Annotated in this window: 19 protein-coding genes and 5 pseudogenes; 11 read left to right on the top strand and 13 right to left on the bottom strand. The window is 71.7% G+C overall.

Annotated elements, in window-relative coordinates; translation table 11 throughout:
• Positions 1-42: 42 nt before the first annotated feature.
• On the bottom strand, positions 43-1,563 hold the full coding sequence (locus UG55_RS05245) for an acyl-CoA synthetase (protein WP_066063641.1): 1,521 nt from the start codon (positions 1,561-1,563) through the stop codon (positions 43-45).
• A gap of 259 nt (positions 1,564-1,822) precedes the next feature.
• Here UG55_RS05245 and UG55_RS32695 point away from each other — a divergent pair.
• A pseudogene (locus UG55_RS32695) lies at positions 1,823-2,137 on the top strand (NAD(P)-dependent oxidoreductase); the annotation flags it as partial.
• Here UG55_RS32695 and UG55_RS45160 read toward each other — a convergent pair.
• Positions 2,086-2,220: a hypothetical protein gene (locus UG55_RS45160; protein ID WP_255360429.1), complete on the bottom strand. Its 135-nt coding sequence runs from the start codon at positions 2,218-2,220 to the stop codon at positions 2,086-2,088. The pseudogene UG55_RS32695 and the gene UG55_RS45160 sit on opposite strands and share 52 nt — an antisense overlap.
• On the opposite strand from UG55_RS45160, the gene UG55_RS32700 reads away from it, so the two are divergent.
• From UG55_RS32700 to UG55_RS05265, 3 genes are all read left to right on the top strand, one after another.
• Positions 2,212-2,709: a hypothetical protein gene (locus UG55_RS32700; RefSeq protein ID WP_066063645.1), complete on the top strand. Its 498-nt coding sequence runs from the start codon at positions 2,212-2,214 to the stop codon at positions 2,707-2,709. The two genes, UG55_RS45160 and UG55_RS32700, sit on opposite strands and share 9 nt — an antisense overlap.
• Positions 2,710-2,772: 63 nt before the next feature.
• A complete protein-coding gene (locus UG55_RS05260) occupies positions 2,773-4,092 on the top strand; it encodes an acyl-CoA synthetase (RefSeq protein ID WP_066063647.1) in 1,320 nt (439 codons plus the stop codon).
• A 115-nt stretch (positions 4,093-4,207) separates the two neighbouring features.
• Complete coding sequence (locus tag UG55_RS05265) at positions 4,208-5,128, top strand: TIGR03619 family F420-dependent LLM class oxidoreductase (RefSeq protein WP_066063649.1); 921 nt, start codon at positions 4,208-4,210, stop codon at positions 5,126-5,128.
• 6 nt (positions 5,129-5,134) lie between these two features.
• Here the strand turns inward: UG55_RS05265 and UG55_RS05270 are convergent, their stop codons facing one another.
• On the bottom strand, positions 5,135-6,079 hold the full coding sequence (locus UG55_RS05270; RefSeq protein WP_066064122.1) for a LysR family transcriptional regulator: 945 nt from the start codon (positions 6,077-6,079) through the stop codon (positions 5,135-5,137).
• Between the two features lie 164 nt (positions 6,080-6,243).
• Between UG55_RS05270 and UG55_RS05275 the strand changes: the two genes are divergently transcribed.
• Both UG55_RS05275 and UG55_RS32705 read left to right on the top strand, forming a co-directional pair.
• Positions 6,244-6,886 (top strand): SDR family NAD(P)-dependent oxidoreductase (locus tag UG55_RS05275; RefSeq protein ID WP_396230809.1); only part of this gene is annotated, 643 nt, incomplete at its 3' end.
• A gap of 1 nt (position 6,887) precedes the next feature.
• Positions 6,888-7,116 (top strand): annotated as a pseudogene (locus UG55_RS32705) (SDR family oxidoreductase); the annotation flags it as partial.
• Positions 7,117-7,277: 161 nt separating this feature from the next.
• Here UG55_RS32705 and UG55_RS05280 read toward each other — a convergent pair.
• The gene (locus UG55_RS05280; protein WP_128422854.1) at positions 7,278-8,786 is read right to left on the bottom strand and encodes a dolichyl-phosphate-mannose--protein mannosyltransferase; all 1,509 of its coding nucleotides are present in this window, start codon (positions 8,784-8,786) and stop codon (positions 7,278-7,280) included.
• A 559-nt stretch (positions 8,787-9,345) separates the two neighbouring features.
• On the opposite strand from UG55_RS05280, the gene UG55_RS05285 reads away from it, so the two are divergent.
• Complete coding sequence (locus UG55_RS05285; RefSeq protein ID WP_066063654.1) at positions 9,346-10,212, top strand: TauD/TfdA family dioxygenase; 867 nt, start codon at positions 9,346-9,348, stop codon at positions 10,210-10,212.
• 48 nt (positions 10,213-10,260) lie between these two features.
• Here UG55_RS05285 and UG55_RS05290 read toward each other — a convergent pair whose 3' ends face one another.
• The 6 genes from UG55_RS05290 to UG55_RS05315 all read right to left on the bottom strand — a co-directional run bounded on the left by UG55_RS05290 (position 10,261) and on the right by UG55_RS05315 (position 17,554).
• The gene (locus tag UG55_RS05290; RefSeq protein ID WP_066063656.1) at positions 10,261-11,103 is read right to left on the bottom strand and encodes a sugar phosphate isomerase/epimerase; all 843 of its coding nucleotides are present in this window, start codon (positions 11,101-11,103) and stop codon (positions 10,261-10,263) included.
• A gap of 239 nt (positions 11,104-11,342) precedes the next feature.
• Positions 11,343-11,507, bottom strand: coding sequence for a hypothetical protein (locus UG55_RS29050; RefSeq protein ID WP_157901488.1), 165 nt, complete (start codon positions 11,505-11,507; stop codon positions 11,343-11,345).
• Between the two features lie 145 nt (positions 11,508-11,652).
• On the bottom strand, positions 11,653-12,438 hold the full coding sequence (locus tag UG55_RS05295) for a hypothetical protein (RefSeq protein ID WP_066063657.1): 786 nt from the start codon (positions 12,436-12,438) through the stop codon (positions 11,653-11,655).
• Between the two features lie 202 nt (positions 12,439-12,640).
• On the bottom strand, positions 12,641-15,079 hold the full coding sequence (locus UG55_RS05300) for a beta-glucosidase (protein WP_083986470.1): 2,439 nt from the start codon (positions 15,077-15,079) through the stop codon (positions 12,641-12,643).
• 215 nt (positions 15,080-15,294) lie between these two features.
• Complete coding sequence (locus tag UG55_RS05305) at positions 15,295-16,113, bottom strand: hypothetical protein (protein WP_242423771.1); 819 nt, start codon at positions 16,111-16,113, stop codon at positions 15,295-15,297.
• Positions 16,114-16,900: 787 nt separating this feature from the next.
• Positions 16,901-17,554: a TetR family transcriptional regulator gene (locus tag UG55_RS05315; RefSeq protein WP_066063665.1), complete on the bottom strand. Its 654-nt coding sequence runs from the start codon at positions 17,552-17,554 to the stop codon at positions 16,901-16,903.
• Between the two features lie 136 nt (positions 17,555-17,690).
• Here UG55_RS05315 and UG55_RS32710 point away from each other — a divergent pair.
• From UG55_RS32710 to UG55_RS05325, 4 genes and pseudogenes are all read left to right on the top strand, one after another.
• Positions 17,691-17,807: pseudogene (locus UG55_RS32710) on the top strand (alpha/beta hydrolase); the annotation flags it as partial.
• 1 nt (position 17,808) lies between these two features.
• Positions 17,809-18,167, top strand: a pseudogene (locus UG55_RS32715) (alpha/beta fold hydrolase); the annotation flags it as partial.
• A gap of 1 nt (position 18,168) precedes the next feature.
• Positions 18,169-18,410, top strand: a pseudogene (locus tag UG55_RS32720) (alpha/beta hydrolase); the annotation flags it as partial.
• A gap of 254 nt (positions 18,411-18,664) precedes the next feature.
• Positions 18,665-19,930 (top strand): helix-turn-helix domain-containing protein, encoded by a 1,266-nt coding sequence (locus UG55_RS05325; protein ID WP_066063668.1) that lies wholly within the window; start codon positions 18,665-18,667, stop codon positions 19,928-19,930.
• Positions 19,931-19,963: 33 nt separating this feature from the next.
• On the opposite strand, the gene UG55_RS05330 is transcribed toward UG55_RS05325, so the two are convergent.
• The 3 genes from UG55_RS05330 to UG55_RS05340 all read right to left on the bottom strand — a co-directional run bounded on the left by UG55_RS05330 (position 19,964) and on the right by UG55_RS05340 (position 24,623).
• Positions 19,964-21,178 (bottom strand): ABC transporter substrate-binding protein, encoded by a 1,215-nt coding sequence (locus tag UG55_RS05330; RefSeq protein WP_066063670.1) that lies wholly within the window; start codon positions 21,176-21,178, stop codon positions 19,964-19,966.
• 562 nt (positions 21,179-21,740) lie between these two features.
• Positions 21,741-23,420 carry an MFS transporter gene (locus UG55_RS05335; RefSeq protein WP_083986426.1) on the bottom strand — a complete coding sequence of 560 codons (1,680 nt, stop codon included), beginning with the start codon at positions 23,418-23,420 and terminating at the stop codon, positions 21,741-21,743.
• A 21-nt stretch (positions 23,421-23,441) separates the two neighbouring features.
• Positions 23,442-24,623: an alpha/beta hydrolase family protein gene (locus UG55_RS05340; RefSeq protein ID WP_242423772.1), complete on the bottom strand. Its 1,182-nt coding sequence runs from the start codon at positions 24,621-24,623 to the stop codon at positions 23,442-23,444.
• Positions 24,624-24,856: the final 233 nt, after the last annotated feature.

Genomic DNA, 24,856 nt, shown 5'->3' on the forward strand with positions numbered 1-24,856 from the left:
CCGGCCGCGGCCCACCAGATCGCGGTGTTCCGACTGAGCACATCAAATGCGGAGCATCTTCTTGGCCATCTTCCCGGTCGGCGTGCGCGGCAGTTCGGCGACGAAGTCGAACCGGCGCGGAATCTTGTAGGACGCGATCCGCCCGCGCAGGAACTCCGCCAGTTCGGCCGCCAGCGCGGGCCCCGGCTGCGCACCGGCCGCGGGCTGCACCACCGCCCGGACCGACTCACCCATCTCCTCGTCAGGCGCACCGACGACGGCGACGTCGAACACCTTCGGATGCAGCGCGAGGCTGTTCTCGATCTCCTGCGGGTAGATGTTCACCCCACCGGAGATGATGAGGAAATCCCGGCGGTCGGTGAGGTACAGAAACCCGTCGGAATCAAGATGTCCCACATCCCCGAGCGTGCTCCAGGTGGGGTGTTCGGGATGCCGCGCCCGCGCCGTCTTCACCGGGTCGTTGTGGTATTCGAACAGCGGGTCGTCCCGCTCGAAGTAGACGGTGCCGGTCTGCCCCGGCGGCAGCTCCGTACCGTCATCCCCACAGATGTGCAGGATGCCCAGCGCGGCCCGGCCCACCGAACCGGGCCGGCGCAGCCACTCCTCGCTGGTGATGAACGTGGTGCCGATCGCCTCGGTGGCGGCGTAGTACTCGACGAGGATCGGGCCCCACCAGTCGATCATCGCCTGTTTCACCTCCACGGGGCACGGCGCCGCCGCGTGGATGGCCACCTGCTGGCTGGACAGGTCGTGCCGCCGCCGCGCCGACGCCGGCAGCTTCAGCATCCGGACGAACATCGTCGGCACCCACTGGCTGTGGGTCACCCGGTACCGCTCGATCGCGGCCAGCGCGTTCTGCGCGTCGAACCGGCGCATCAGCACCACCGTCCCGCCCACGGCCTGGATCACGGTGGCGTACCGCAGCGGCGCCGCGTGGTAGATGGGCGCCGGTGACAGGTAGACGGTGTCGGCGTCGAAACCGTACAGCCGCGGGAACAGCTCGGTGTAGATGTCGCCTGGTTCGTGGACCTCACGGTCCGGCAGCGGTTTACGGATTCCCTTCGGCCGGCCGGTCGTGCCGGAGGAGTAGAGCATGTCGGCCCCGCGGGGCTGGGCCGGCAGCGGTTCGGACGACGCCGTCGCCAGCGCGGCCTCGTAGCTGGCGTGGCCCGCCGCCGTGCCGCCGAACACCAGCCTGACCCGCACCGCGGGCGTCCGCTCCACGATGCGCTCGGCCGACTCCCGCAGCGCCGCGGAGACGACCAGTGCCCGAGCCTCGCAGTCGTTCACGATGTAGCTGATCTCGTCGGCCGACAGATGACTGTTGACGGCGGTCAGATAGAGGCCGGAGCGGGCCGCGGCCCAGTAGACCTCGAAGGCGCGCGGGGAGTTGTCGGTCAGCAGTGCGATGTGGTCCCCTCGCCGGAAACCGGCGTCATACAGAAAACGCGCCAGCCGGCGGGAGTGGTCGTCGAGCTCACGGTAGGTCAGTAACTCCCCCGACTCCGCCACCACCACGGCGGGTTTGTCGGGGAAACGGTCGGCGTGTGCCCCCGGATACATAGGCCGCATTCTCCGTCGGACGGCGCCACCCGCGCCATCCTCCGTGCCGACACCGTCACTCCGACGGCAACCGCACGCTGAGAGCGCAGCCGTCCTGCCGGCGCGCGCCACCTTCGCGACACCCGCGCGGCGCCGGCACCCGCCGCGGCCGGTCACGTTCTTGGCTCGCGATCCGACTCATCTGTGTGCGCGTCACGGCGGGGCGCACCGCCGGGAGACGGAGTCGTCCCGGCGACCAGCTGCGCGAGGAGCGGTGAGCATGCGGATCGTGGTGTTCGGGGCCAACGGTGGCACGGGACGGGTGTTGTGCCGGCAGGCGCTCGAGGCCGGGCACGAGGTGGTCGCGGTAACCAGGAACCCCGACCGGTTCCCGGCGGCCGGCGAGTTCCCGGCGGGCGGCGAGCGGCTGACCGTCGCCGCGGCCGACGTGCTCGACCGGTGGGCGGTGGTCCGGGCCGCGAAAGGGGCGGAGATCGTGCTGTCCACCCTCGGCGTGCCGTTCAGCCGCGACCGGACGACGGTCTACAGCCAGGGGATGGAGAACATCGCGGCGGCGATGCGGAACCACGGAATCCGCCGGGTGGTCGCGGTGAGCTCGGCGGCCGTCCACCCGGCCAGGCACGCCACCCGGCCGAACGGCTCGCCTTCGTGCTGCATGACATGTTCGGCGTCCCGTTCACCGAGATCGCGCCCATCGTCGAACGCAGCCCCGAGGCCGCCCGGCAGCTCGCGAGCCGCGCCCGGCGGCGGCTGCGCGGCACCACCACCACACCGGACGCGGATCTGGGCACCCAGCGGCGGGTGGTCGACGCCTTCCTCGCCGCCGCCCGCGCCGGTGACTTCGAGGGATTGCTGCGCCTGCTGGATCCCACCGTCATCCTCCGCATCGACCCGGGAACCCGGCCCTGGGCCGGACCGACGACGCTCACCGGCACCGCGGACGTGGCGAACCACGCCGCCACCCACGGCCGGCGGTTCGCCAGCCTGTGCTCCGCCGCTCTGGTCAACGGCGCGGTCGGCGTCCTGGCCGCGTCCGGCGAGGGGGTGCTCGCCGTCGCCGGCATCACCGTCCGCGGGGCGCGCATCGTCGAGATCGACCTGCTCCTCGATCCCGACCGGCTCGCCCGCCTGCGGATCGCGACCTGATCCTGCCAGCCCGGGTACCCGCATTTGTCGACCAACACGGTGGGGGGAACGGACAATGCCAGGGTGCTGACTGCGTTGCGCCAAGGCAAGGCCAGGGTCCAGGTGTCGGATGCCGTCCTGCAAGGGGACGACCTCGCGGGGGCGGTGGGCGCCGTCGCGCAGCGGCTGAAGGGGCTGCGCCGGGTCGCCGTGGTCGCCCCGCCCACCCTGGAGGCGATCGTCGCGATCGCCGGGGCCGTCGAGGCCGGCGTCACCGTGGTCACGCTGAACCCGCAGTCCGGTGCCACCGAACGGGACTACGTCCTGAAGGACAGCGCCCCCGACCTGGTCCTCGACGGGGTCGATCTGAACGCGCGGGCGAGTCTGCCCGACGAGCCGCCGGCCGACGACTCGCCCGCCCTGATCATCTACACGTCGGGCACCACCGGCCCGCCGAAGGGCGCGGTCGTCCCCCGGCGGGCGATCACGGCCAACGTCGACGCGCTGGCCGAGGCCTGGGCGTGGTCACCCGAGGACGTCCTCGGCCATGCGCTGCCGATCTTCCACGTGCACGGGCTCGTGCTGGGGACACTGGGCCCACTGCGGGTCGGGTCGGCCCTGCACCACACCGGGCGCTTCGCGCCGGCACCCGGCGGGACGCTCTACTTCGCGGTGCCCACCATGTGGTCCCGGGTGCCGGAGCCGGCGGCGTTCGCCTCCGCCCGCCTGCTCGTCTCCGGTTCGGCCGCACTGCCCGTGCCGGTGTTCGAGCGGTTCGTGGCGCAGGCGGGCCAGCGGTTCGCGGAACGCTACGGGCTGACCGAGACCCTCATCAACACCGCCGCCCGTGCCGACGGCGACCGCCGGCCGGGCCTCGTCGGGCCCCCGCTGCCCGGTGTGGAGGTCCGGATCACCAGCGGTCAGGGCTCGGGCGGGGAGGACTTCACCGGGGACGAGTTCGGGTTGGTTGAGGTACGCGGCCCGAACGTTTTCAGCGGCTACCTGGGCAATCCGGCCGCGACCGCCGCGGCGCTCGCCCCCGACGGCTGGTTCTCCACCGGCGACCTGGGCCTGTTCGAGCCGGACGGTCAGCTGCGCATCGTCGGCCGGCAGAGTACCGACCTCATCAAGTCCGGTGGCTACAAGATCGGCGCCGGGGAGATCGAGAACGCGTTGCTCGCCCACCCGGCGGTCGCCGAGGCCGCCGTGATCGGCGTGCCCGACGACGACCTCGGGCAGCGGATCGTGGCGATTGTCGTCGCCCAGGAAACGGTCGAGGCCCCCGAACTGGTCGATCATGTCGCCGCGACGCTGGCGCCGCACAAGCGCCCGCGGGAGGTCCGTTTCGTCACCTCCCTGCCCCGCAACCAACTGGGCAAGGTGCAGAAGAAGCTCATCACCTGACGTCACCTGACGCCCGGCCGGGCGAGAACCGGTAGGGCCATGGCGCGACATACCGGAAAGTGGCAGGCTTCTGCCGGTTGACCCGAGACGGCCGTCACCGGCAGAAGGAGATCTGATGGAACTAGGCTTCGCGATGCCGCACATGCTGCGACTGAAGGCCACCTGCCAGCCCTGGGAGGCGCAGGTGACCGGAGCGGACCAGACCCGCCTGGCGAAGTGGGCCGAGAAACTCGGCTACTCGATGATCAGCTTACCCGAGCACCACATCGTCCCGGCGGAGCATGTCGACCTCTCCGGTCCGCACTACTTCCACGCGTTCACCGGCATGGCCTACCTGGCCGGGGCCACCGAACAGATACGGGTCAACTCCTGCATCGCGATCCTGCCGCTGCAACACCCCGTCATCACCGCGAAGTCCCTGGCGACCATGGACTGGCTGTCGAGCGGCCGGGTCACCGTGACCTTCGGGGTCGGCTGGCTGGCGGGCGAGTTCGAGATCCTCGGCGTTCCCTTCAAGGAGCGCGGCGCGATGGCCGAGGAGTACATCCAGGCCATCATCGAGCTCTGGACGAAGGAGCGGCCCGAGTTCGAGGGCCGGTACGTCTCCTTCCGGGACGTCGCCTTCGAGCCGAAGCCGGTGCAGAAGCCGCATCCACGGGTGTGGTTCGGCGGCGACGCCGATCCGGTGCTGCGGCGCACAGCGCGGTACGCGACCGGCTGGTGGCCGTTCCTCACCAAGCCCGAGGACATTCCGGCCCGACTGGACTTCATCAGGTCGCAGCCCGACTACAACGGCCAGCTGACCGAGGTCTTCTACGGTTTCTCCACCTCACGGGTCGGCGAGGGCCACGCCGTGCTGACCGACCCCCGCTCCCGGCCGGGCATGAGCCGCCAGGAGATCATCGACCGCCTCGGCTGGTTCAAGGAACTGGGCGTCACCATGAGCTCGGTGCCCATCCCCGCGCTCGGCGAGATCCAGGAGTACTACGACTACACCCAGTGGGTCGCCGAGGAGATCATGCCCGCCATCGCCTGACCGACGTCACCTGGGGGGTGTGGCGGGCGGGGAGATCCGCGCCCGCCACACCCCCGACTCGACGAGCCTGGTCGCCTCCTCGCGGATGATCTCACTGACGCGGATCGCGAAACCGCGCGGAAGTTCCAGATGCCCGGTCACGGCCGTGCCCAGCTGCTGGGTGAGAGCCGGCTCCCGCAACGGGGCATGACGCAGCCGTTTCGCCTCGATCTCGGCGGCGCAGGCCGAAAGCGGGAGCACGCCATAACCGCGGCCGGCCGCGATCAGGTCTTTCGCCACCTGGAGGGCGTCCGTCGCGAAGGTGCAGCGAAGGGTGAGCTTGCGCCGCAGCGCGGTGTTCTCGAGGCTGGCGCGAATTCCGGTCTGACTTCCCGGCAGAACCAGTGGCAGCGCCGCGAGCTCGGTGAAATCGACCGGCTGGTCCGGCCGCAGGCCCGAGGTCGCCGGACCGATGACGGCCAGATCCTCCACCACCAGGTCCGCATAGAAGAGCCGGCCGTCCGGCACCGGCTCTATCAACGCGATGTCGACCACGCCCTGCAGCATCTCCGCGACGAGTTCCGCGGTGGTCGCGACACTCACCCGGAACTCCACCTTGGGAAATGCCAGGCTCAGACTATCCAGCAGCGGCATGGCGAGGACGCACGCCGCGGTCGCCGGCAGGCCGACGTGCAGGCCTCGCTCGATGCGCGCCAGCGGTGACCCGACATAGCGCATGGCGAGCTCCAGCTGCCGCAGCGGCGAGGCGGTGGTCGCCCGCAGGCGCTCCCCGTCCTCGGTCAGCCGCACACCGCGAGCAGTCCGGTGGAACAGCGTGACCCCGAGGTCCTCCTCAAGCAGCCGGATCTGGCGGCTCAGGGCCGGCTGCGCGATCCCGAGCACGCTGGCGGCCTTGTTGATCGAGCCCTCGTCGGCAATGCGCAGGAAGTACCGGAGCCGGTGCGTGTCCACGAGGCCCAGGATACCCACCGGCTATATAAACCAGGTATAGCTGAGCGCGAAAACTTGTATTGGCCGCCCGGACCGATGTCGTTCTAGCATTCGTGAACAAGGCCCCGCCGGGGCCAAATTGATCCCAGCGGGATCCCCTTCGTCGGCACAGGCAGGAGCGATTAATGGACGCGGATGACCGCGACTGGTCCCAGCTCTTAGGGCTTGATCGGCTACCGAACCACATCATTGGGATGCGAGTTTCCGAGCTGCTCGACCTGACTGGCCGGAAGGCCGTTGTGACGGGTGCGGGCGGTGACGGTCTGGGGCAGGCCATCGCCAATCGTCTGGCCGGTTCCGGTGCGGATGTCGCACTGGTCGGGCGCACGTTCTGGAAGGTCGAGAAGCGGGCCGCGGAAATCGAGAAGCGCTGGGGTGTGAAAGCGGTTCCGATCCTCGCGGACATGTCGGACTGGGATCAGGTGCATCGCGCGGTGCGGGAGAGCCGGGATGCGCTCGGCGGCCTGGACATCATGGTGAACAATCCCGTGATGGTCGTGGGCGGGCCGTTCGAGAAGCACACCAAGGACGACATCGACCGGACGGTGCTCGGCAGCCTGACCATGATGATGTACGGCGCCCACGCCGCGCTGGAACATCTGCTGCCGCAGGGCTCCGGGCGCATCCTCAACATCGGGGCGGTCGGCGGGCGGATCCAGCAGAAGGGCCTCACGGTCTACTGCTCCTGCAAGGCCGGCGTCATCGGTTTCACCCGCAACCTCGCCCACGAGGTCGCGTCGCGGGGCGTCAACGTGCTCGGCGTGGCCCNCGGCATCATGATCAAGCCGGATCTCCGGGAGCGGGTCCTGAATCCGCGGAGTGAACAGGATCTGGTGGCCCGCGTGGCGGTCGCGGAGTCCATCACCAACCAGGTCCAGCTGGGGCGCGTCTGCCTGCCCGAGGAGGTCGCCAACATGGTCGCCTACCTCGCCTCCGACGCGGCCGACTACATGTGTGGTCAGACGATCGACGTCGCCGGCGGGCAGTGGATGGGATGAAAGCCTGCCCGTTTCTCTCACTCGGACTTCGGGAGCGGCAACATGCGCGGACTGACGGGCAGATCCGTCATCGTCGCGGGCGGGGCGACCGGCATCGGCGCCGGCGCGGCGCTGAGGCTGGGCGAGCTCGACACCGAGCGTGAACGCCACCCACGACTGCGTCAGGCGACGACCCAGCCGGGGAACCACATGCGGTCCCGCCAGGCATCCAGGGGAATCACCTCTGCGGCGAGGATCGGGTAGTAGTAGGCGAACAGCAGGATGACCGCGACCAGGTAGCTGCCGACGACCACCGCCCCCGTCAGGCGGCGGGCGTCCGACGCCGTGCGGGGGCCCAGGAGCAGGCCGGCGCACGCCGTGATCCCCAGGATCATGAACGGCAGCAGCGGCAGGGCGTAGAAGAAGAACATGGTCCGGTTCGGGAAGGCCAGCCAGGGCAGGAAGGAGGCCCCGAAGCCGACCAGCACGAGGGCGGCCCGCCAGTCACGCCGGCTGGCCCACAGCGCGAGCATCGCGACCAGCGCGGCCGTGCCCACCCACCAGACCGCCGGGTTCCCGAGGGCCAGCACCTCCCGGGCGCAGCCCTCGGCAGCCCGGCAGCCCTGCTCGCCGAACTCCGGTCCGTCCCAGGCGTAGGCCACCGGACGCCCCATCACCAGCCAGCTCAACGGCGTGGACTGGGCGACATGCCCGGCGGACAGGTGCTCGTGGAACTCCAGGATGGCCTCCTGGTAGGACCACCAGCCGCGCCAGGCGGCGACGAAGCCGTCGCCGTACTCGTGCCGCCGGTACCCGCCGTCGGTGACGAACCAGCCCGTCCAGGTGCTCAGGAACGTCCCGATCGGCAGCAGCACGTAGCAGCCCAGCCAGGCAGGCAGGTCGCGGCGCAGTGCCCCGCGTACCGGCGCCCGGGCCCCGGCGGTCCGCCGGGCGCCGATGTCCCAGGCCAGCGCGAGCGCCGCGAGGCCGACCAGCGTGTACAGCGCGCTCCACTTCACACCCATCGACGCACCGAGGCACACGCCGGCGGCGATCCGCCAGGGCCGCCAGCCCAGCCGCGGCCCGTAGCGGGCCTCGGTGCCGGGGGCCTCGGTGCCGGGGGCCTCGGTGCCGGGGGCCTCGGCCGCCGGCAGACGCTCGGCGAGCCTGGCCCGGCCGTCGTCGCGGTCGAGCACCAGACAGGCCAGCGCCAAAACGAGTCCGGTCATCAGGAAGATGTCGAGGATGCCGATCCGGCTCTGGACGAACTCGAGCCCGTCCAGCGCGAGCAGCAGCCCGGCGAAGCAGCCGAGCAACGTGGAGCGGAAGACCCGGCGGGCGAGGCGGGTGAGCACGAGGACGGCGAGGGTCCCGAAGAACGCCGAGGCGAACCGCCAGCCCAGCTCGGGATTGCCGTGCGCGACACCGGCGCAGTCGACGTAGCCGAAGAGCTTCTCCGACGCCGCGATGAACCACTTGCCCAGCGGCGGGTGCACCACGAACGCGGCCCTGGTGCAGGTGGCACTGTCCACCTCGTAGCCCGCGGTCATCAGGCCCCAGGCGTCCTTGGTGTAGTAGACCTCGTCGAAGTAGATGCCCTTCGGCTCGGTCAGCCGCCAGAAACGCAGGATCGCGGCCACGGCGGTGACCGCGAACGCGGCGGCCCAGCCGAGGGCCCGGTCGCTCGGCATCGGCGGGCACAGTCGCTCCCGCGCCGATGCGCGCGCCGCGTTCCGGGTGTCGTCACGTGCTGCCCGCGGCCGACCCGGGCCGGAAGCTGACGCGGCGGAGTCAGCCGATGTCGGTGCCGTCACGCGCCCAGCGTAGGTCGTCCGAGATTCACGCCTGCGTGGCCCTTCCTCCGGTTTCGCGGGATCACCGCCACCCAGACCCCGCGCGGGACACCGTCGGTGACATATAGTGACCTACATCACATGAATTAGGGAATGCCGGATTGCGGCGTGACAACCCACGATACGGTCGCATGGGCCGAAAGGTGACGGGCGGCGGGCAGCAGGCGGCGGTCCGCGCGGCAGGCGCGGAATACCGCCGCACCGGGTCGTTCGCACTCGGCGTCGTCCCGTCCACGATCCGCCTCCTGCCGGCCGTCCAGGCCGCACACCCCGTTCCACGGGTGGACCGGGGAGCTCGGTCGAGGCCGGCGGGCGCGGTAGGACGTCGCATCTGACCGCCGGCCGATGGAACATCTGACCGAGCACCTCTGGTGGGTTCCGATGGAAGGGGAAACCGATGGCCGTGATCTCCGTTGAGAAGCTGAGCGAGCACGTTGGCGTGGCGGTCCTCGACGTGGACGTCGAACGTCTGCGCAGTGACGAGGACCTGCCCGCGGCCTGCCTGACGGCGTTGGAGGAGCACGGGGTCCTGCTGTTCCGCGGGTTAGGCCTCGACGCGCCCGCCCAGGCCGAGTTCTGCGGCAGGCTCGGCACGCTCGCCCGGATGCCCCGGTACCCCATCCCCGAGGTCATGCAGATCAGCTTCGACCCGGACAACCCGAACGCGGAGTACTTCCGCAGCAACGACCGCTGGCACCTGGACGGCTGCCTCGACGCGGCGCCCCCGCCGAAGGCCGGCGTGCTGACCGCCCAGGTGGTCGCCGCGCAGGGCGGTGAGACGGAGTTCGCCAGCACCTACTCCGCCTACGAGAACCTCTCCGCCGCGGAGAAGGAGCACTTCGCGGCGCTGCGCGTCGTCCACACCTTCGAGGCGGTGCAGCGCCACAGCTACCCCGACCCGACCCCGGCCCAGCTGGCCGAGTGGGACCGCCGGCCGGCGCGGACGCATCCGCTGGTCTGGGGGCAGCGTTCGGGGCGCCATTCGCTCGTGATCGGGGCGACGACCTCGCACGTCATCGGGATGGAGCCCGGCGAGGGACGGGCGCTGCTCGACGAGCTGGTGCAGCGGACCACGACGCCCGACCGGGTGCTGCGGCACGCGTGGTCGGTGGGCGACATGGTCATCTGGGACAACCGTGGGCTCCTTCACCGGGCCTGCGAGTTCGACCGGGCCCAGCCCCGCGTCATGAACCGCACGACCCTGCTCGGGGACGAGCCCATCCAGCTGGTCGCCGAGCCCGTCGGCGCGGGCCGGCCGAGCTGAAGAACCAGCGCTGACCCGCGCCCGCGGGTCAGCGCGCCGACCGCCAGTTCACGAGTGCTCGGCGAAACGCCCGTCGAGCACCTTCTCCGTGGCGGCGAAAAGGCGTCGCGACATCTCCGCCGGGCCGAGGCCGGCAAGCGGGGCGGAATACACCTCGGTAGCCACCACGGGCGCGGCGCCACCCGCGAGGAGAACATCCAGCGCCGCCGGAATGTCGATGTCGCCCGCACCGGGTGCCAGCCGGGCCGTCATGGTTTCCATGATCAGGTCGTCAGCCGGGCGGGTGGGTGCGTCGCACAGCTGGACGACATCGACCCGCTCCGCGGGCACCGCGCGCAGGACGTCGTAATCCGGCCCGCCGGGCTGCCGGAACCAGTGCCACATGTCCAGCACCAGCCCGAGGTTCTCCCGGTCCACCGCGTCCAGCAGCCGCAGCGCGGCCGCGAGGGTCGGAATCACGCTCCAGGGCAGGAACTCGAAGCTGATCCGCAGCCCACGCTCGGCCGCCAGGTCGCACAGGAACGCCAGCCGCCGCGCCACACCGGCGAACGACGGCCCCGACACGTCCGATGTGATCGCGATGACCTTGTCGGTTCCGGCCAGCACCGCCAGGTCGAGCAGCGGCGTGGCGTCCGCGACGATGGCCTCCCGGTCGGCGCCCGCCCAGCTCATCAGTACCTCGGCGGTGGCGACCGTCAGCCCGCGCTCCCGGTGCAGGTCGATGAACTCCGCCGGCGCCATACCGCCTGCCACGGCGCCGTCGAGATGGGCGCGCGTCAGCTGCACGCCGCCGAACCCGGCCCCCGCCACCGCGTCGACCAGCACCCGCGCGTCGCCGGCACCGAAGGCATGACCCAGCGGAAAAAGCGTCGGCGCCGTGACCACCGTCATCGGGCCCCCCGCCCGGCGCCCGGAAGACCCGGAACCGCACCCGGATAATCACCCTGATGGCCGGGATGGGCTGCCTCGCCGCAGGTTTCCGGTGAACTGGCCGCACTGCCCACGACAACTCCCGCTGACGCTTGGCGGAATTCCGTGACCACACATTATGCGGCACTTCCGATGGCCGTCAAGATGACATCGCCGAACAATTCGGCCGGCCAGGCAGGGATCCGGGTCAGGTCACCCGGTCAGGTGTTCCACAGGTTCTCGAACTCCCAGTGCTCGCGTTCCAGCTCGTCCATCAGCAGGTTCGCCTCGTCGAAATCATCAGCCTCGATGGTGGCGGACCACATCACCAGAAAACCTGGGACCACCTCTTCGCCGGTGGTCCACTCGAATTCATATCGCGGCACGCTGCGACCCTACTACCGGCCCGTCACACGACCGCCGAAACGTTCCCCTCGGGAGATCGGAACCACGCCGGGTCCCGGTTCAGTGACGCACCGGCTCAGTGCCTGAGCCGACCGACATCCGCGCCGCGGCGAACCGGCGGTGCGCTCAGGCGAGACCAGCCTCGGTGACCCACTCCGGAGCGATCCGCTCACCGCCGACCGTGAGGGTGAAGGCACCCTCCTCGTCGAGGAGTCCGACGAGCAACGCCAGCAGAGTCTGGAGGCGGGCGAGCCGGGCGCTGGTCACGGCCACGGGCGTTTCCAGGGCGGCGGCGAAGGCCGCGAACCACTCGGCGAACACCTCGTCGTAGTTGTCGTGGAAGTAGGAAAAACCCAGGCATTCCGTGGACGTGCTGCCCGGCCCGCCGCGCATCAGCTCACCGATCGCCCGCTGCTCCTCCCGCCACAGCATGAACCGGGACGAGTGATAGGTGTCGACCCGGTCGTACTGGTCGCTGCTGAGCGCTCCGCTGATGTCGGCGAGCAGGGCGGCGACCACCCGGGTGTCGTCCGCGCTCTCGAAGCGCAGCAGTGCCAGCCGCGAGTACACGATCTCCAGCGTGCCGAAGTACCGCGCGACGCAGAACAGCGTCCCGAGCAGCGCGAGCCGGCTGCGGCGCTCCGTCGACGTCAGGTAGGCCAGGAACTGCTTCTTGCGAATGTTGTGAATGCGGGCGCCGAGGTCGAACGCCGCGACGAGCAACGGTTCCCGGTAGCGGTCGAGCTCGGTCTTGGCCGCCGAGCGCTTCTCACTGTCCCGGGCCGACCGTTCCAGCTCGAAGCGGATCCGCTCCAGCCCGACACCCTGCCGATGGGTCCAGACCGTCGCGGCGACCGCCACCGCGGCGCTTACCACGGAGGATATGAGGGCGGCGACAATACCCGCGTCCACGCTCCCCGCCCCCGGCTTTCCCTCCGGCCTTCCGCCGGCATCGGATCGACGTCGGCTGTCCGCTCCGGTGTCGGACAAGCGTACCGCCGCCCGCCAGACCGGAATCCGACTCGGCACATCAGGCGGCAACCGGAATGGTCTGTCGGCTGTCGGCTGTCGGCGCCACCGGCGACACCGGCGACCGCGATGGCAGGCCCCGTCGTCAGCCGGTGTGCCGTCGGTTGACGGTGACGCCCGACAGGTACGTGCGCCGGCCGTCGAGGGTGACCGGCTCGCCGACGACCTCGAACGCACCGGTCAGGCGGAGGTCGGCCGAGGAACGTCCGACGAACACCTGGACGGGGCCGGGTTCGAGGATGACCGCGCCGGCGGGGCCCACGTAGCCGAGCTGGCTCATCGCCACGGTGAAGCGCACCGTGGCCGCGGTACCGGCCGCGAGGGTAAGCCGGGTGAAGCCGACCAGTTCCCGGGCCGGCCGGGTGACCCCGGTGGCCTGGTCGGCGAAATAGAGCTGGACGACCTCGTCGCCGGCCCGCTCACCGGTGTTGCGCACGGTCAACTCGATGTTGACGCTGCCAGCGCCGTCGACCTCCGCCACCGCGGAGGCGCTCCGGCCGGTCTCACCCGCGCTGATGGTCAGGTCGCTGTAGGCGAAGTCCGTGTAGCCGCACCCGTGGCCGAACGGGAACAGCGGGGTGCCGGGCACGTCCTGGTACCCCCGGTGCATGTCCTGGGCGGTGCGCCGATAGCCGGTGCCGGTGGGCTGACCGGCGTATATGGGCACCTGACCGCTGTGGCGGGGCAGCGAGACGGGCAGTCTGCCGCCCGGCTCCACCTCGCCGAGCAGGACGTCCGCCAGCACCGTGGCCGCGTGCGGCCCGCCGTAGTAGGCGTACAGCAGGGTCGGCACCACCTCGGCCAGCGCGGTGAGCGCCAGCGGACGCCCGCTGTGGACGATGCCCACGCACGGGATCCCGGTGGCGGCGACGGCGCGGGCGAGCGCGACCTGGTGGGCGGGCAGGTCGATCTCCGCTCTGTCGCAGCCCTCCCCCTCGGTGATCCGCGCGGTGAACCAGCCGGCCCGGCCGCCCAGGGCGAGGATGACCACGTCGGCGGCCGCCGCCACCGCCACCGCCGCCGGGATGTCCGCCGGTTCGCAATCCAGTACGCCGCAGCCCGGGGCCGTGGTCACCTCGGCCTCCGGTGCTGCCCGCCGGAGGGCCTCGACCAGCGAGCACGCGCCGTAGCCCGCCCGGATGTAGTCGTCGATCGGCCGGGCGAAGGCGTCGGTGAGCTCGTCGCGGAGCAGATCGAGCGCCTCCGGGGTCAGGTCGCTCGTCAGGTGCTCGGTGCCGGGGATGGCCGGCCGCTCGCCGGTGATCCTGGCCCGCAGCATGTCCAGGGCCGCCGGGTAGGTGTAGGGCGGGAAGGCGAACGAGACCCCCTCGGCGTGCGGCCCGACGACCGCAATCCGCCACGGGTCCCGCCGCTCCCGCGGGTCCCGTAGGTCGCGCCGCAGCGGGAGGGTTCCGTCGTTGGAGAGCAGGGTGACGGACTGGCGGGCGAGGTCACGGGACAGCTCCGTGCCCTCCCCCGCGACCTGGCTGATGACGACCGGGTCCTCGTCGACGTAGGGGCGGTCGAACAGGCCGAGGGCGAACTTGTCCCGCAGCACGCGCCGCACCGAGCGGTCGAGCTGCTCCTCGGGGACGGCTCCGCACCGGACCGCCTCGGCGAGGACCGGGCCATACCCGTAAGGCGTCGGCAGCTCGACGTCGAGGCCGGCGGCGAGCGCGAGGGTGCCCGCCTCCCGGGCGTCCCGGGCGACACCGAGCCGGGTGTGCAGGTGACGGACGGCGTCGTAGTCGGAGACGACGGACCCGGTGAAGCCCAGCCGCTCCCGCAGCAGGGCTGTGAGGAGGGCGTGGCTGGCGGCCACCGGCACGCCGTCGACCTCGCTGTAGGAGTTCATCACCGCGCCGAGGCCGGCCAGCCGGATCGCGGCCTCGAACGGGCGGGCGTACACCTCGTACAGCTCCCGCGGGCCGGCAGTCGTGCGGGCCATGTTCTGGCCGGCCTCGGTCAGGGAGTAGCCGAGGAAGTGCTTGCCGGTGGCGATGACGCCCGCGCGTCGGTCCGCTCCCTGCAGGCCCCGGACGAAGGCGACACCCATCGCCGAGACCAGGTAGGGGTCCTCGCCGTAGGTCTCGTGCACCCGGCCCCAGCGCGCGTCGCGGGCGACGTCCAGCACCGGGGAGAGGACGAAGGTGTGCCCGACGGCCCGGGCCTGCCGGCGCAGGATGCCCGCCATCTCCTCGACGCCCGCGGGGTTCCAGGTCGCCGCCAGGGCGATCGCCGTCGGGAAACCGCTCAGGCCGGGCGACACCACACCGTTCAGGGCCTCGACGTGGAACAGTGCCGGAATGCCGAGGCGGGTGCCGGTGAGCAGGAACCGCTGGATCTCGTTGACCGACCTGGCAAGTCGCTGGGGCGACGGGTGGCTCAGCATGCCCAGCGGGGCGACGTGGCCGATGCCGGTGCCCAGCAGCCGCTCGGCTTCGGCCCGGATCAGGCCCGCACGGCCGAACAGCCCGATCGGCAGCACACCGGTGACCTGCTGGGCCTTCTCCTCCACCGTCATCTGCCGCAGCAGTTCGTCGGCCCGGGCCTCGGGGCTGCGGGTGGTGTCGTCCGCACGGCTCAACTGGCTTCTCCCGGGTCGTCGGGGCAGGGCACCGGACGGCAAGGACGGCGGACACCAGGCCGTGCGCCGGCACGCGCCAGCGACCGCGTGCCGGCGACCGTGCGCCATCGACACCGTGCGCCATCGATACCGTGCGTGCCGTCAGTATCGGCTCAGCGGGCCGGACCCGCACCGAACAGCGCCCGCCGCACATCGCGTCGCACCTCGCGGCCAGCTCGCACGACCGGCTGCCACAACGCGCGGTTCGCCCAACGGGTGGGGGCGACCACGACCAGCTGCCACACCCGCGCGACCGCCCGCGCCACCGGCAGGACGACCACCCGCCACACCCCGACGACCGGCCGCACCACAACGAGATGCAGGACGGCACCGACCGCCCGGCAGATCGCGGCCGTCACCCGCCCGGCGAACCGCAGGCTGTCGACGGCGGCGAGGCCGACCGGTACCAGCAGAACCCGCCAGACCCGGACCACCGGCACCACGACCAGTATCCGTAGCACCCACGCGACGGCCCGCCCGACGAACCGCAGGCCGCCGGCAAGCGCACGCAGCACCGGCAGCAGAACGCACCGCCACAGCCAGCGTGCCGGCACGAGCAGCAGGTAGGTGACGAGGAACCGCACCGGCACCGCGACCAGGTAGTGCCAGAGGAAGCGGATCGCCAGCAGGACCGGTACGCACACCCATCGCCACAGCTGGTGCCCGAGCGGTACGAGGAACCTGTCCCAACCGAGCCACTTCAGGCCCAGCAGGAGCGGGCGCAGCGTCCACGTCCACAGCAGGGCGCGCAGCGCCCGAGCGGCGACGACGACCAACTGCCAGAGCAGTTGCAGCGGCACGACGACCACCAGCGCGATCAGCCGGGCCGGCCAGCGGAAAAGCTGGTAGACGACGCCCTCGGGTTCGGCGGGCCGCGGTGGTTGCGCGGGGCCGCCCGGGCGCGGCGCCCTGTTCTTCGAGTAGTCGGCCACAGCCGTCTGTCTACCGCCCGCGTGCCTCGGGGGGCGCGCCGCTGTCAGCTGGTGTACATGCCCGCAGCCGTGCCTACGAAGCAACCTCAGGAACAGCGGCCGCCCCATGCGGCAGCTTCACAGCATTCGGGGCGGACACAGCATTCCGAGCGGACACAGCGTTCCGAGCGGACACAGCGTTCCGAGCGGACACAGCGGCCCGGCCGGACGCGGCACCCCGGCCGGACGCGGCGCGCTGGCCCGGCAGGCCAGCACCGCGGGACACGCGCGTCAGCGTCGCCTCGATGGCGTGCATGCCCAGCATCATCGCCATCAGCCCGAAGGGAAACAGCAAGATAAGAACGACGATCAATATCTTTCCTTCCGGATGGCGCGGTCCGGTGCCGGGCTCCCGCGGGAGCCCGGCCGGTTGTCAAAGCTACGCGGGCGGTGACCGCCGGCCCACGGCCGGAGAGCACCGCCGACGGAGGTCGCAGGTCCCCCATTCGAGGTCCTTTCCGCGTGCGCGGGTGCGTGCGCGGGTGCGTGCGCGGGTGCGTGCGCGGGTGCGGGACCTGTGGACCGCAGGCTCCCGCGGCCGTGTTTCAGCCGAGGTACGGACGGCGCTGACACATCGACCTATGCCTGGTCCGAATGACGCCCTCCCGGGACGGGGCTGTGTGCTGGCGGGCGGACAGGCCGACGGCGCCGGGCCATCGGTCCGGAGGCGGGAACGGGTCCTCGCCGACCCGTCCGCGGCGTGGACGGTCCCGGCGGTACCCGAGACCTGGAAAGGTGGCCACCGCCGTCAGATCGCGCGCCCAGCACCACCCGCACGCCCGGCACCACCGACCTCACCGCCGCCGACCGGCGCACCCGGTGGCGTCGAGGCCTCCGACACCCCCACCGAGCCCGCCGACGCCGCGTTGTCCGCGGTGAGCCGGTAGACGGCACGCTCGATGGCCGGCAGGATCTGCGCCGCCTCGATCTCCCCGTCCGCGAACCGGCACACGAGACCGTGGCCCACATGGGTCAGGATGACCTCGAGATCGCCGATGTAGTCGGGGTCGCCGCGCTGGAGCAGCAGCCGCGCGGCCGGTTCGGTGGCGGTGACGGCCTGCTGGTACAGCCGCTGCCCGCCGGGCCCCTTCTGCGCCCGCACGTAGGCCGCGAGCATCCGCGGTTCGGACGTCCACGGATCGAAGATGTGCCGGAAAACCCGCATCAGCCCGTCGTACAGCGACTCCACCGGCGGGGCGGGTGGCATCGGCGCGCATCCGTTCGCGGCGAGCCAGCGTTCGAGCGCCGCGACGATGAGCTCGTTCCGGGTCGGGAAGAGCTTGTAGATCGTCGTGAGCGAGACCTGCGCGCGCAGAGCCACCTCGCGGAGACGCACGGCGTCGTAGCCGCCTGACTCCAGCAGCTCAAGCACCACCCGGATGATCTGGTCTGACGGCTGCACTCGGGCTCGCATCCCCTTGGGTAGGAACATTCGCCGCATGTCGGGCTATCCGTGAGTAACATGATTATTCGCAATAACCACGTTACCGACACCCGGTGGGCCGGCACCCACCGCACGGGGCCACTGGGGGAAAAGCATGGCGACGTACGTTCTCGTGCACGGCGGCGGTCATGGTGGCTGGTGCTACCAGCCCGTCGCCCGCCGGTTACGCGCGGCCGGTCACGAGGTGCACACCCCGACCCTGACCGGCCTCNGCGAACGGTCCCACCTGCTCGGCCCGCACATCGACCTCGACCTGCACATCCAGGACGTGGTGTCGCTCCTGCACCACGAGAACCTCCGCGACGTGATCCTGGTCGGCCACAGCTACGGCGGCATGGTCATCACCGGCGTCGCGGACCGCGCCGCGGAGCGGATCGGCCGTCTCGTCTATCTGGACGCGGCGACGCCGGTCAACGGCCAGTCGCTCGTCGACGTCGCCGGCCCGATCATGCTGGCGGCCCGCGAGTTCGGCGCGGTGATCGACGGCCTCGAGCTCGTGCTCCTGCCCAGCCCCGACGCGGGCGCCTTCTACGGTGTCACCGATCCCGCGGACCTCGCCTGGATGGCCGAGNGGCTGACCCCGCATCCGTGGAAGTGCTTCGAGCAGCCCCTGGCGCTGTCCAACGAGCCCGCGCTGTGGGCCATCCCCCAGTACCACATCGTGTGTACCTCCACACTGGCCACCCGTGACCCGGACCTGATGGAGACCGCCCGCGCCGCGGGCCGGCTCTGGTCCATCGACACCGGGCACGACCTCATGATCACCGAGCCGGAGGCGGTCACGAAGGCGCTCGCCGAGGTGGCCGCCGTCTGAGCCCGGCGCTGTCCGCGGTTCTCCCCCAGGCCGCAAAGCTCCGCCGTTCCATCACGATCACAGACTCGGCGCCCACGACGACGGCCCCGGCCGCGGCCACGGTCGGCCGGCCCGGGAGGCAGGACTGGTCCCGTGCGCTTCTCGCTCACCNCTGACGGTGTTCTCTCCGGTGATCCGGAGCCGCTCCCGGACCCGGACCCGGGAGCCGCGGACGCCCGTTTCAACGCACCGCGGCGATCCGCCGGAGACGCCCCATGAGCCCGACCGGCGGCGTGGGGGCGGCATCGAGCGCGTCGGCGTCCGCCTGGCTGCACCAGTCGGTGGGCCGGCTGTCCGACGCGGTGGTGGCCGCGTTCGGCGCGGTGCCCTGGTACACGCGGCTGTCAGCGCACAGCAGGTCCTGGGTCCGGCTGGTGGTGCACCAGGAGATCGCCACGATGGCGCAGAGCCTGGTGTCGGCCCAGGCACCCTCACTGCACACCGTCTTCTCCGGCGTTCCCGGTGACGTCGCCCGGCAGATCTCGCTGGACCAGACGGTGGAACTGCTGCAGCTCACCGTGGATGTCGTTCTGCGGGTCGTGGACGAGGTGGCGGACGAGGAACTCGACACCGCCGCGTCCGCGGTGCTGCGTGGCGCACTGGAGCGGTACGGCCGCGAGGTCGCCTTCCACGCCGCGGCGGTCTACGCGAAGGCCGCCGAGAGCCGGGGCCGGGCAGCCGCCCGGCATCGGGCGCTGTTGATCGAGGCGCTGGTCGACGGATTCGAGGAGCAGATCGTCGCTCGGGCCGCCGACCTCGTGCCGGTCGGGGTTCCGGTACGGATTCTCGGGATGAGCCCGCCTCCGGACGCGGCGCCGGCCCTGCTTGACGAGGTCGCCCGGATCGCGGGTCGCACGGGTGCGACCGTCTGCGGCGCCGCCCACGGGAAGACCGTGCTCCTGGTGTCCGTCGAGGACGGCCCACCGACGGCGCCCCAGCCCGCGGGGTCCCAGCCGGCGCCGCACCAGCCCGCCGCCGGGGAGGCCACCACGCCCGTCGACCTCCTGACGGAGCTGCGGTCGCTGGTCGGCGGGGTGGCCGGTCCCGGGGTGGTCGCCAGCGAGGTCATCTCCTCGGTGGCGCGGGCCGGCCCCGCCGCGGCGGCGGTGCTGTCGGGGCTGCAGGCGCTGGCCGCCTGGCCGGGTAACCCGGCGATCGTCAGCACGGAGGATCTGCTTGTCGAGCGGGTGCTGTGCGGCGACACGGAGGCCGCCCGGCGGCTCGTGGCCGCCTGCGTGGACCCGCTGGTCAGTGCCGGGCACGGGCTGGTGGAGACCGTGGACGCGATGCTGCGTTCGGACGGTTCGCCGGAGGCCGCCGCCCGCAGCCTGCCCGTGCACGTCAACACGCTTCGCTACCGGATAGCAAAGATCATTGCCCTCACCGGCCGTGATCCCCGCCGCTACCGGGACGCGAGCGCGTTGCAGATCGCCTTCACCCTGGCCCGCGCCGGAGTCATCTCCTCCGCGCTCTCCCACTGACCGACCTGATGCGACCTGAGTACCGTGACCGCGCTAACCGCTGATTTTCGCGCCACACCACTGTTCGGTGCCGCCGGGGGACGGCAGCGTCTGGAATCCGGTGCCTTCGGGGTTCACCCGGGCGAAACTGAAACAGCGGGAGAGGTCACCGCGGTTGGAGCTCAGGTCCACCCCACCGGGAATGAGCCCGGCCGCGTCGTAGTCGGTGAGTGCACGCAGGCCGGCATGGAAGGATGCCCTGGTGGGGCAGCGGCCGCCGATCTCCAGTCCGCGCACCAGCATGTCAGCGGAGATATAGGAGTTGAGAACGATGTTCTGATCCGGATCCGTCACCTCGGGAGCAAACCGGCTCATCGCATCGCGATAGGCCGCGAGGGCGGGTGACCTGGACTCCCAGGGGATCTGGGCGAAGTAGGCGTACACCCCGGCGAAGTCCTGGCCGTCATGCGCCAGCATGTTCTTGTCGTAGGCGACCGGCGAGAGCACCATCCGGAAGCCCAGCCCCGCCCGGCGCGCGGCCAGCAGGATCTCGCGCAACCCGTCGGGGGGCATGGAGACGACCAGGGCGTCGGCGCCGCTCGCCTTGATCGCCTGTGCGGCGCGGGTCGCCGAGCTCTGGCCGATCCGGTACGGGATCCTGGTGACCGTTTCGACTCCCTGCGCGGACATGCTTGTGATCATCTGGCCGCTGAGGGTCTGCGACGTCGGCGCGTACGGGTCTTCCAGCACCGCGACGCGGGTGCTGCCCTGCGCGCGGGCGAAGATCCCGAACGTGGTCGCGGAAGCGCCGGCGGAGTAGATGTAGGTCGCCGCAAACATGTTGTCGTAGTCGTTCCAGACCGGCTCGGCGGCGAGCCCGACGACCGGAACAGCCTTCTGCGCCAGGTAGTCCGCCGCCCCGGAGGCGGCGGTCGTCAGCTCCGCGACGGCGAAGATCCCGCGGTTCTCCACCAGCCGGCGGGCCACCACCAAGTTCGTCGCCGACTGGGCCCGGTCGTCGCCCCAGATCACCTCGACCGTGCGGCCGTGGACCCCGCCCGCCTCGTTCGCCAGCTCGATCCGGGCCTCGAACCCGCTGCGGGCCAGCGCGAACGCGGAGGCGAGCGGACCACTGTCCGGGTAGATCAGGCCGATCCGCACCGCGTCGTCGGTGAAGCCCGGCGTCGTGCACGGCGGGGTGCTCGGCCTCTCGTCAGCGACTGCGTTCCGGCCTCCGCAGCCGGCGACCAGCAGCAGCAGCGCGAGCACCGCGGCGAGACCGGCCCGACGGGCGCGACGGGCGCACCCCCGCCTGGGCGACGGGCCCGCCGGGACGCCCGCCGAGGCGGGTAAGTGGGGTAAGCCGGGTAAGCAGCCCGCCGACGACCCGCTCATTCGTCGGCGTCGAGGCTTCTCGCGCACCCGGGCAGAGACCGCCGGCCCCACCGGCGGAAAACGCGACCGCTGTAGTACGGCGACAAGTTTTCGTTCCGGCGTTGGAGTGGCGCTCCAGTAGCTGCCCCCGACTGTGGTTCGGAACCCGGGCTATCAGCACCGCGAGCATGCGCGGCCGGCCCGATTAACACGATCAAAGAACGGCACGGCCGATTTTTCGCACTCACCGAACAACCCTCCCCGCACAACGGCGTCGACGCCTCACGCGGAGGGAACACAGCCCTGACGACAAGGCGTCGGTACACGCCTCGAATGTCACTCCGCGCCGCCGGGTCCCAGCGTGGACCGAGCATAGCGAGATCGATGTGAGAAGTCCCGCAATACGCGATTGGCGACGACCGGATCAGTTGCCGGAATAATACGCCGAAGATTTCCGTCAGGAGGTTCCGGGGGCCTGCCCGACCTGCCTGGCCGCTCCGCCCGGCCCGATCCGCCGGCCCCGCGGGGCCTGGTGGGCGGCAGCGCGCCGCCGCGGCTGGCGGCGGGCCTGGTGCGCGCCGGCCCGGCGGCGATGACGCGGCACCGTGCGCAGCGTCAGCAGGCTCACTACCGCGCCCACGGCCACCAGCGCGGCCGAGATCTCCAGCCCGCGGGTGTAGCCCGCGACGAACGCGGCCGGGAACGAGGCGCCGTCCAGCATCAGGGTTCGCTGCCGAGCCAGCAGAATCGCCCCCGTCAGGGCCACGCCGAGCACACCGGAGACCTCACGGGCGGAGCTCAGCACCGCCGACGCCGTTCCCGCGTTCGGCGGCGGAAGGACCTCCAGGATCCGGGAGGTCATCGGGGTGGTCAGCGCCGAGCCGCCCCCGATGACGAGCAGGCCCGGCAGCAGCTCGACGAACGTCGCGTCGATCGGGATCCGCGCCGTGAGCAGCAGCCCACCGGCCACCAGCAGCAGCCCGCCGGCCACCGTCCAGTGCGCACCGCACCGTTGCGCCAGCGCGCCGGCGACCGGGACCATCACGATCAGTGCCAGGGCGAGCGGGACGAAGGCCAACCCGGCCCTGGTCGGGCTGTAGCCGAGGACAAGCTGCAGGAACAACGCGGTGAAGAAGAACACCCCGTTCACCCCGAGGCCCCACAGCACCTGAGCGACGATGCCGCCGCTGAACGCGCGGACCCGGAACAGGCCCAGGTCAACCATGGGGTCGCGGGAGCCCCGCTCGACCGCGAGGAAGACACCGCCCGCGACCGCCGCCGTGGCGAACGCCAGCTGGATCCGCGGGGACGTCCAGCCCAGGGTGTTGCCCTCGACGAGGGCGTAGGTGAGTGCCAGCAGTGCCAGCGCCGACAACACGACCCCGGGAAGGTCGAGCCGCGGCCGGCCGGTGGCCGGGTCAGCCCGCCGGGACCGCCGGGACCGCCGGGAACGAGGGGCCGGCCCGGACCGCGGGGACCGGGCCGGCCCGCAACGCCGGGCCCGCCGGGAACGGCCCCGCCGGCCGCCGGACCGGCGCGGGACCAGCAGGATCCCCACGGCACACACCGGGACGTTGAGGTAGAAGATCCAGCTCCAGTGCAGGTACTGCGTGATCGTCCCACCGACCGCGGGACCGAGCGCGAGCGCGGCGGCGATCGCGGCGGTCAGCACGCCCGCGCCGAGATGGCGGTCCCGGTCCTCGAGGTCGGCGGCGAGGACGGCCAGCGCGGCCGGCAGCGCGAGCGCACCGCCCGCGCCCTGGGCCAGCCGGGCGAGGATCAGCTCCGTGCTCGTGTCCGCGGCCCCGGCGACAGCGGAGAACACCGCGAAGACCACGAGGCCCAGTTGGAAGATCCGCCACCGGCCGAACAGGTCGGTGAGCCGGCCGCCGAGCAGCAGCAGGCTGGAGAAGGCGAGGATGTAGCTCGTCGCGACCCATTCCAGGCCGGCGGCGGACAACGCGAAGTCACGCTGCATGGACGGCAGCGCGACGTTGACGACCGTGTTGTCCAGTGCGGTGATGAACGCCGCCAGCCCGATCGGCACGATCACCTTCCGGCCCGCGGGCCCATCACCGCCACTGCCGGCACTGGTGGCGGTGATGGGCCGGGCGGGCGCCGCTGTCGTGGCGCTCACGACGGAACTCCGGGCGCCCGGCTAGGCGGGCAGGCCCAGACCGGCCGCCAGGACGGGCCACGACCTGGCGAGCTGGCGGCTCCAGTAGGGCCAGCTGTGCGTACCGTCGCCGTAGAAATCCGTCGTCACCGGCAGCCTCGCCCCCTTCGCGGCGGTGACGAAGTTCTGGCTGTTGCCGTTGGTGGCCATCTCGAAGGGGTCCTCGGTGGCACCGGCGAAGTCCAGCGGGCCTGGTTTGCCGTTGCCCGACGAGACGTACAACCCGACTCCCCGCAGTCTGTTGAGCAGGTTCACCGGATTGCGCTGGGCCCAGACCCGCAGGAACAGCACCGGATCACCCCACATCGCCCAGGAGGCCTGCCCCTCCCGCAACAGCAGGGCCTGGATCATGCCGGAGGCGAGCAGGCCGATCGTGTCGAGCACCCCGCTGTAGGACGCGGCGGCGCCGTACGCCCCCGGGTGCAGGGCCGACAGCGCGAACGCGGCGTACCCGCCGACCGACGCGCCGGCGATGGCCGCGCGCCCGGAGGCCCGGTAACCGCGCTGCAGGATCTGCGGCAGCTCCGTGCCGAGGAAGGTGTCGTAGCCCCAGCCCTTGCGCAGGGTCCCCAGGTTCAGCCAGTTCGTCCCGAAGCCGGCGGAGCCGTCGCTGGGCATGACCACCAGCGCGTCCTTGTCCGCGGTGAACGAGCGGAGGTCGGTGAACACCGACCAGGACTGGTAGTCCGCCCGCTCGCAGCAGCCGTGGATGAGGTAGAGGACCGGCCAGGTCTGCGCCGGGCGGCTCGTCCAGCCCGCGGGCAGCATCACCCGCACCGGCGCGGCGCCGTCCAGGGCCGGCGAGACGATCATCAGGTCGACGGTGCGGTCGTCCACCCTCGACTCGTAGGCCACGTACGCGCCGTCGTCGGCCCTGGCCGACACCAGGCCGACGACCGGGACGGTGCCGGCGTTCGGCACGCCCAGGGTCGCCGTCGCCGGCACGGTGCCGACGATGGCGTTGAGGCCGCCGTTCGCACTGCGGTTCACCTGGGGCAGCGCGGGCACGCTGGTTCCCGGTACCCGCGCCGCCAGGCTCGCCGCGCTCGCACCGGACGCGGCCAGGCGGGCGGGGAACGCGACCGGTTCCATCGGCGGGGCGGCGGCCCGGTCGGCACCGGCGACGGGCAGCCCGGCCGTCAGCCCGACGGCGGCGACGACCACCACCGCGCAGAGTACCCGGACCGGACGGGTGCGCCGCCGGGCCCGGCCCGGGCCGGGCCGGCGCCCTAATCGTCTGGTCGGGCTCCCGCAGTCCGGCGCCGGGACGCGGTCGTGTTCCGTAACGTCGTGTTCCGTGCGGTCGGCCGGGTGCTTCCGACCGGTGGCCGGGGCTGCCGTCTCGGCGGCAGCCGGTGTCATATCCATCTCCGGTGGTCCCTCTGTTTCCTGGCGGC

It is taken from the genome of Frankia sp. EI5c, from assembly GCF_001636565.1.
In the GTDB taxonomy this organism is placed as follows: Bacteria; Actinomycetota; Actinomycetes; order Frankiales; family Frankiaceae; genus Parafrankia.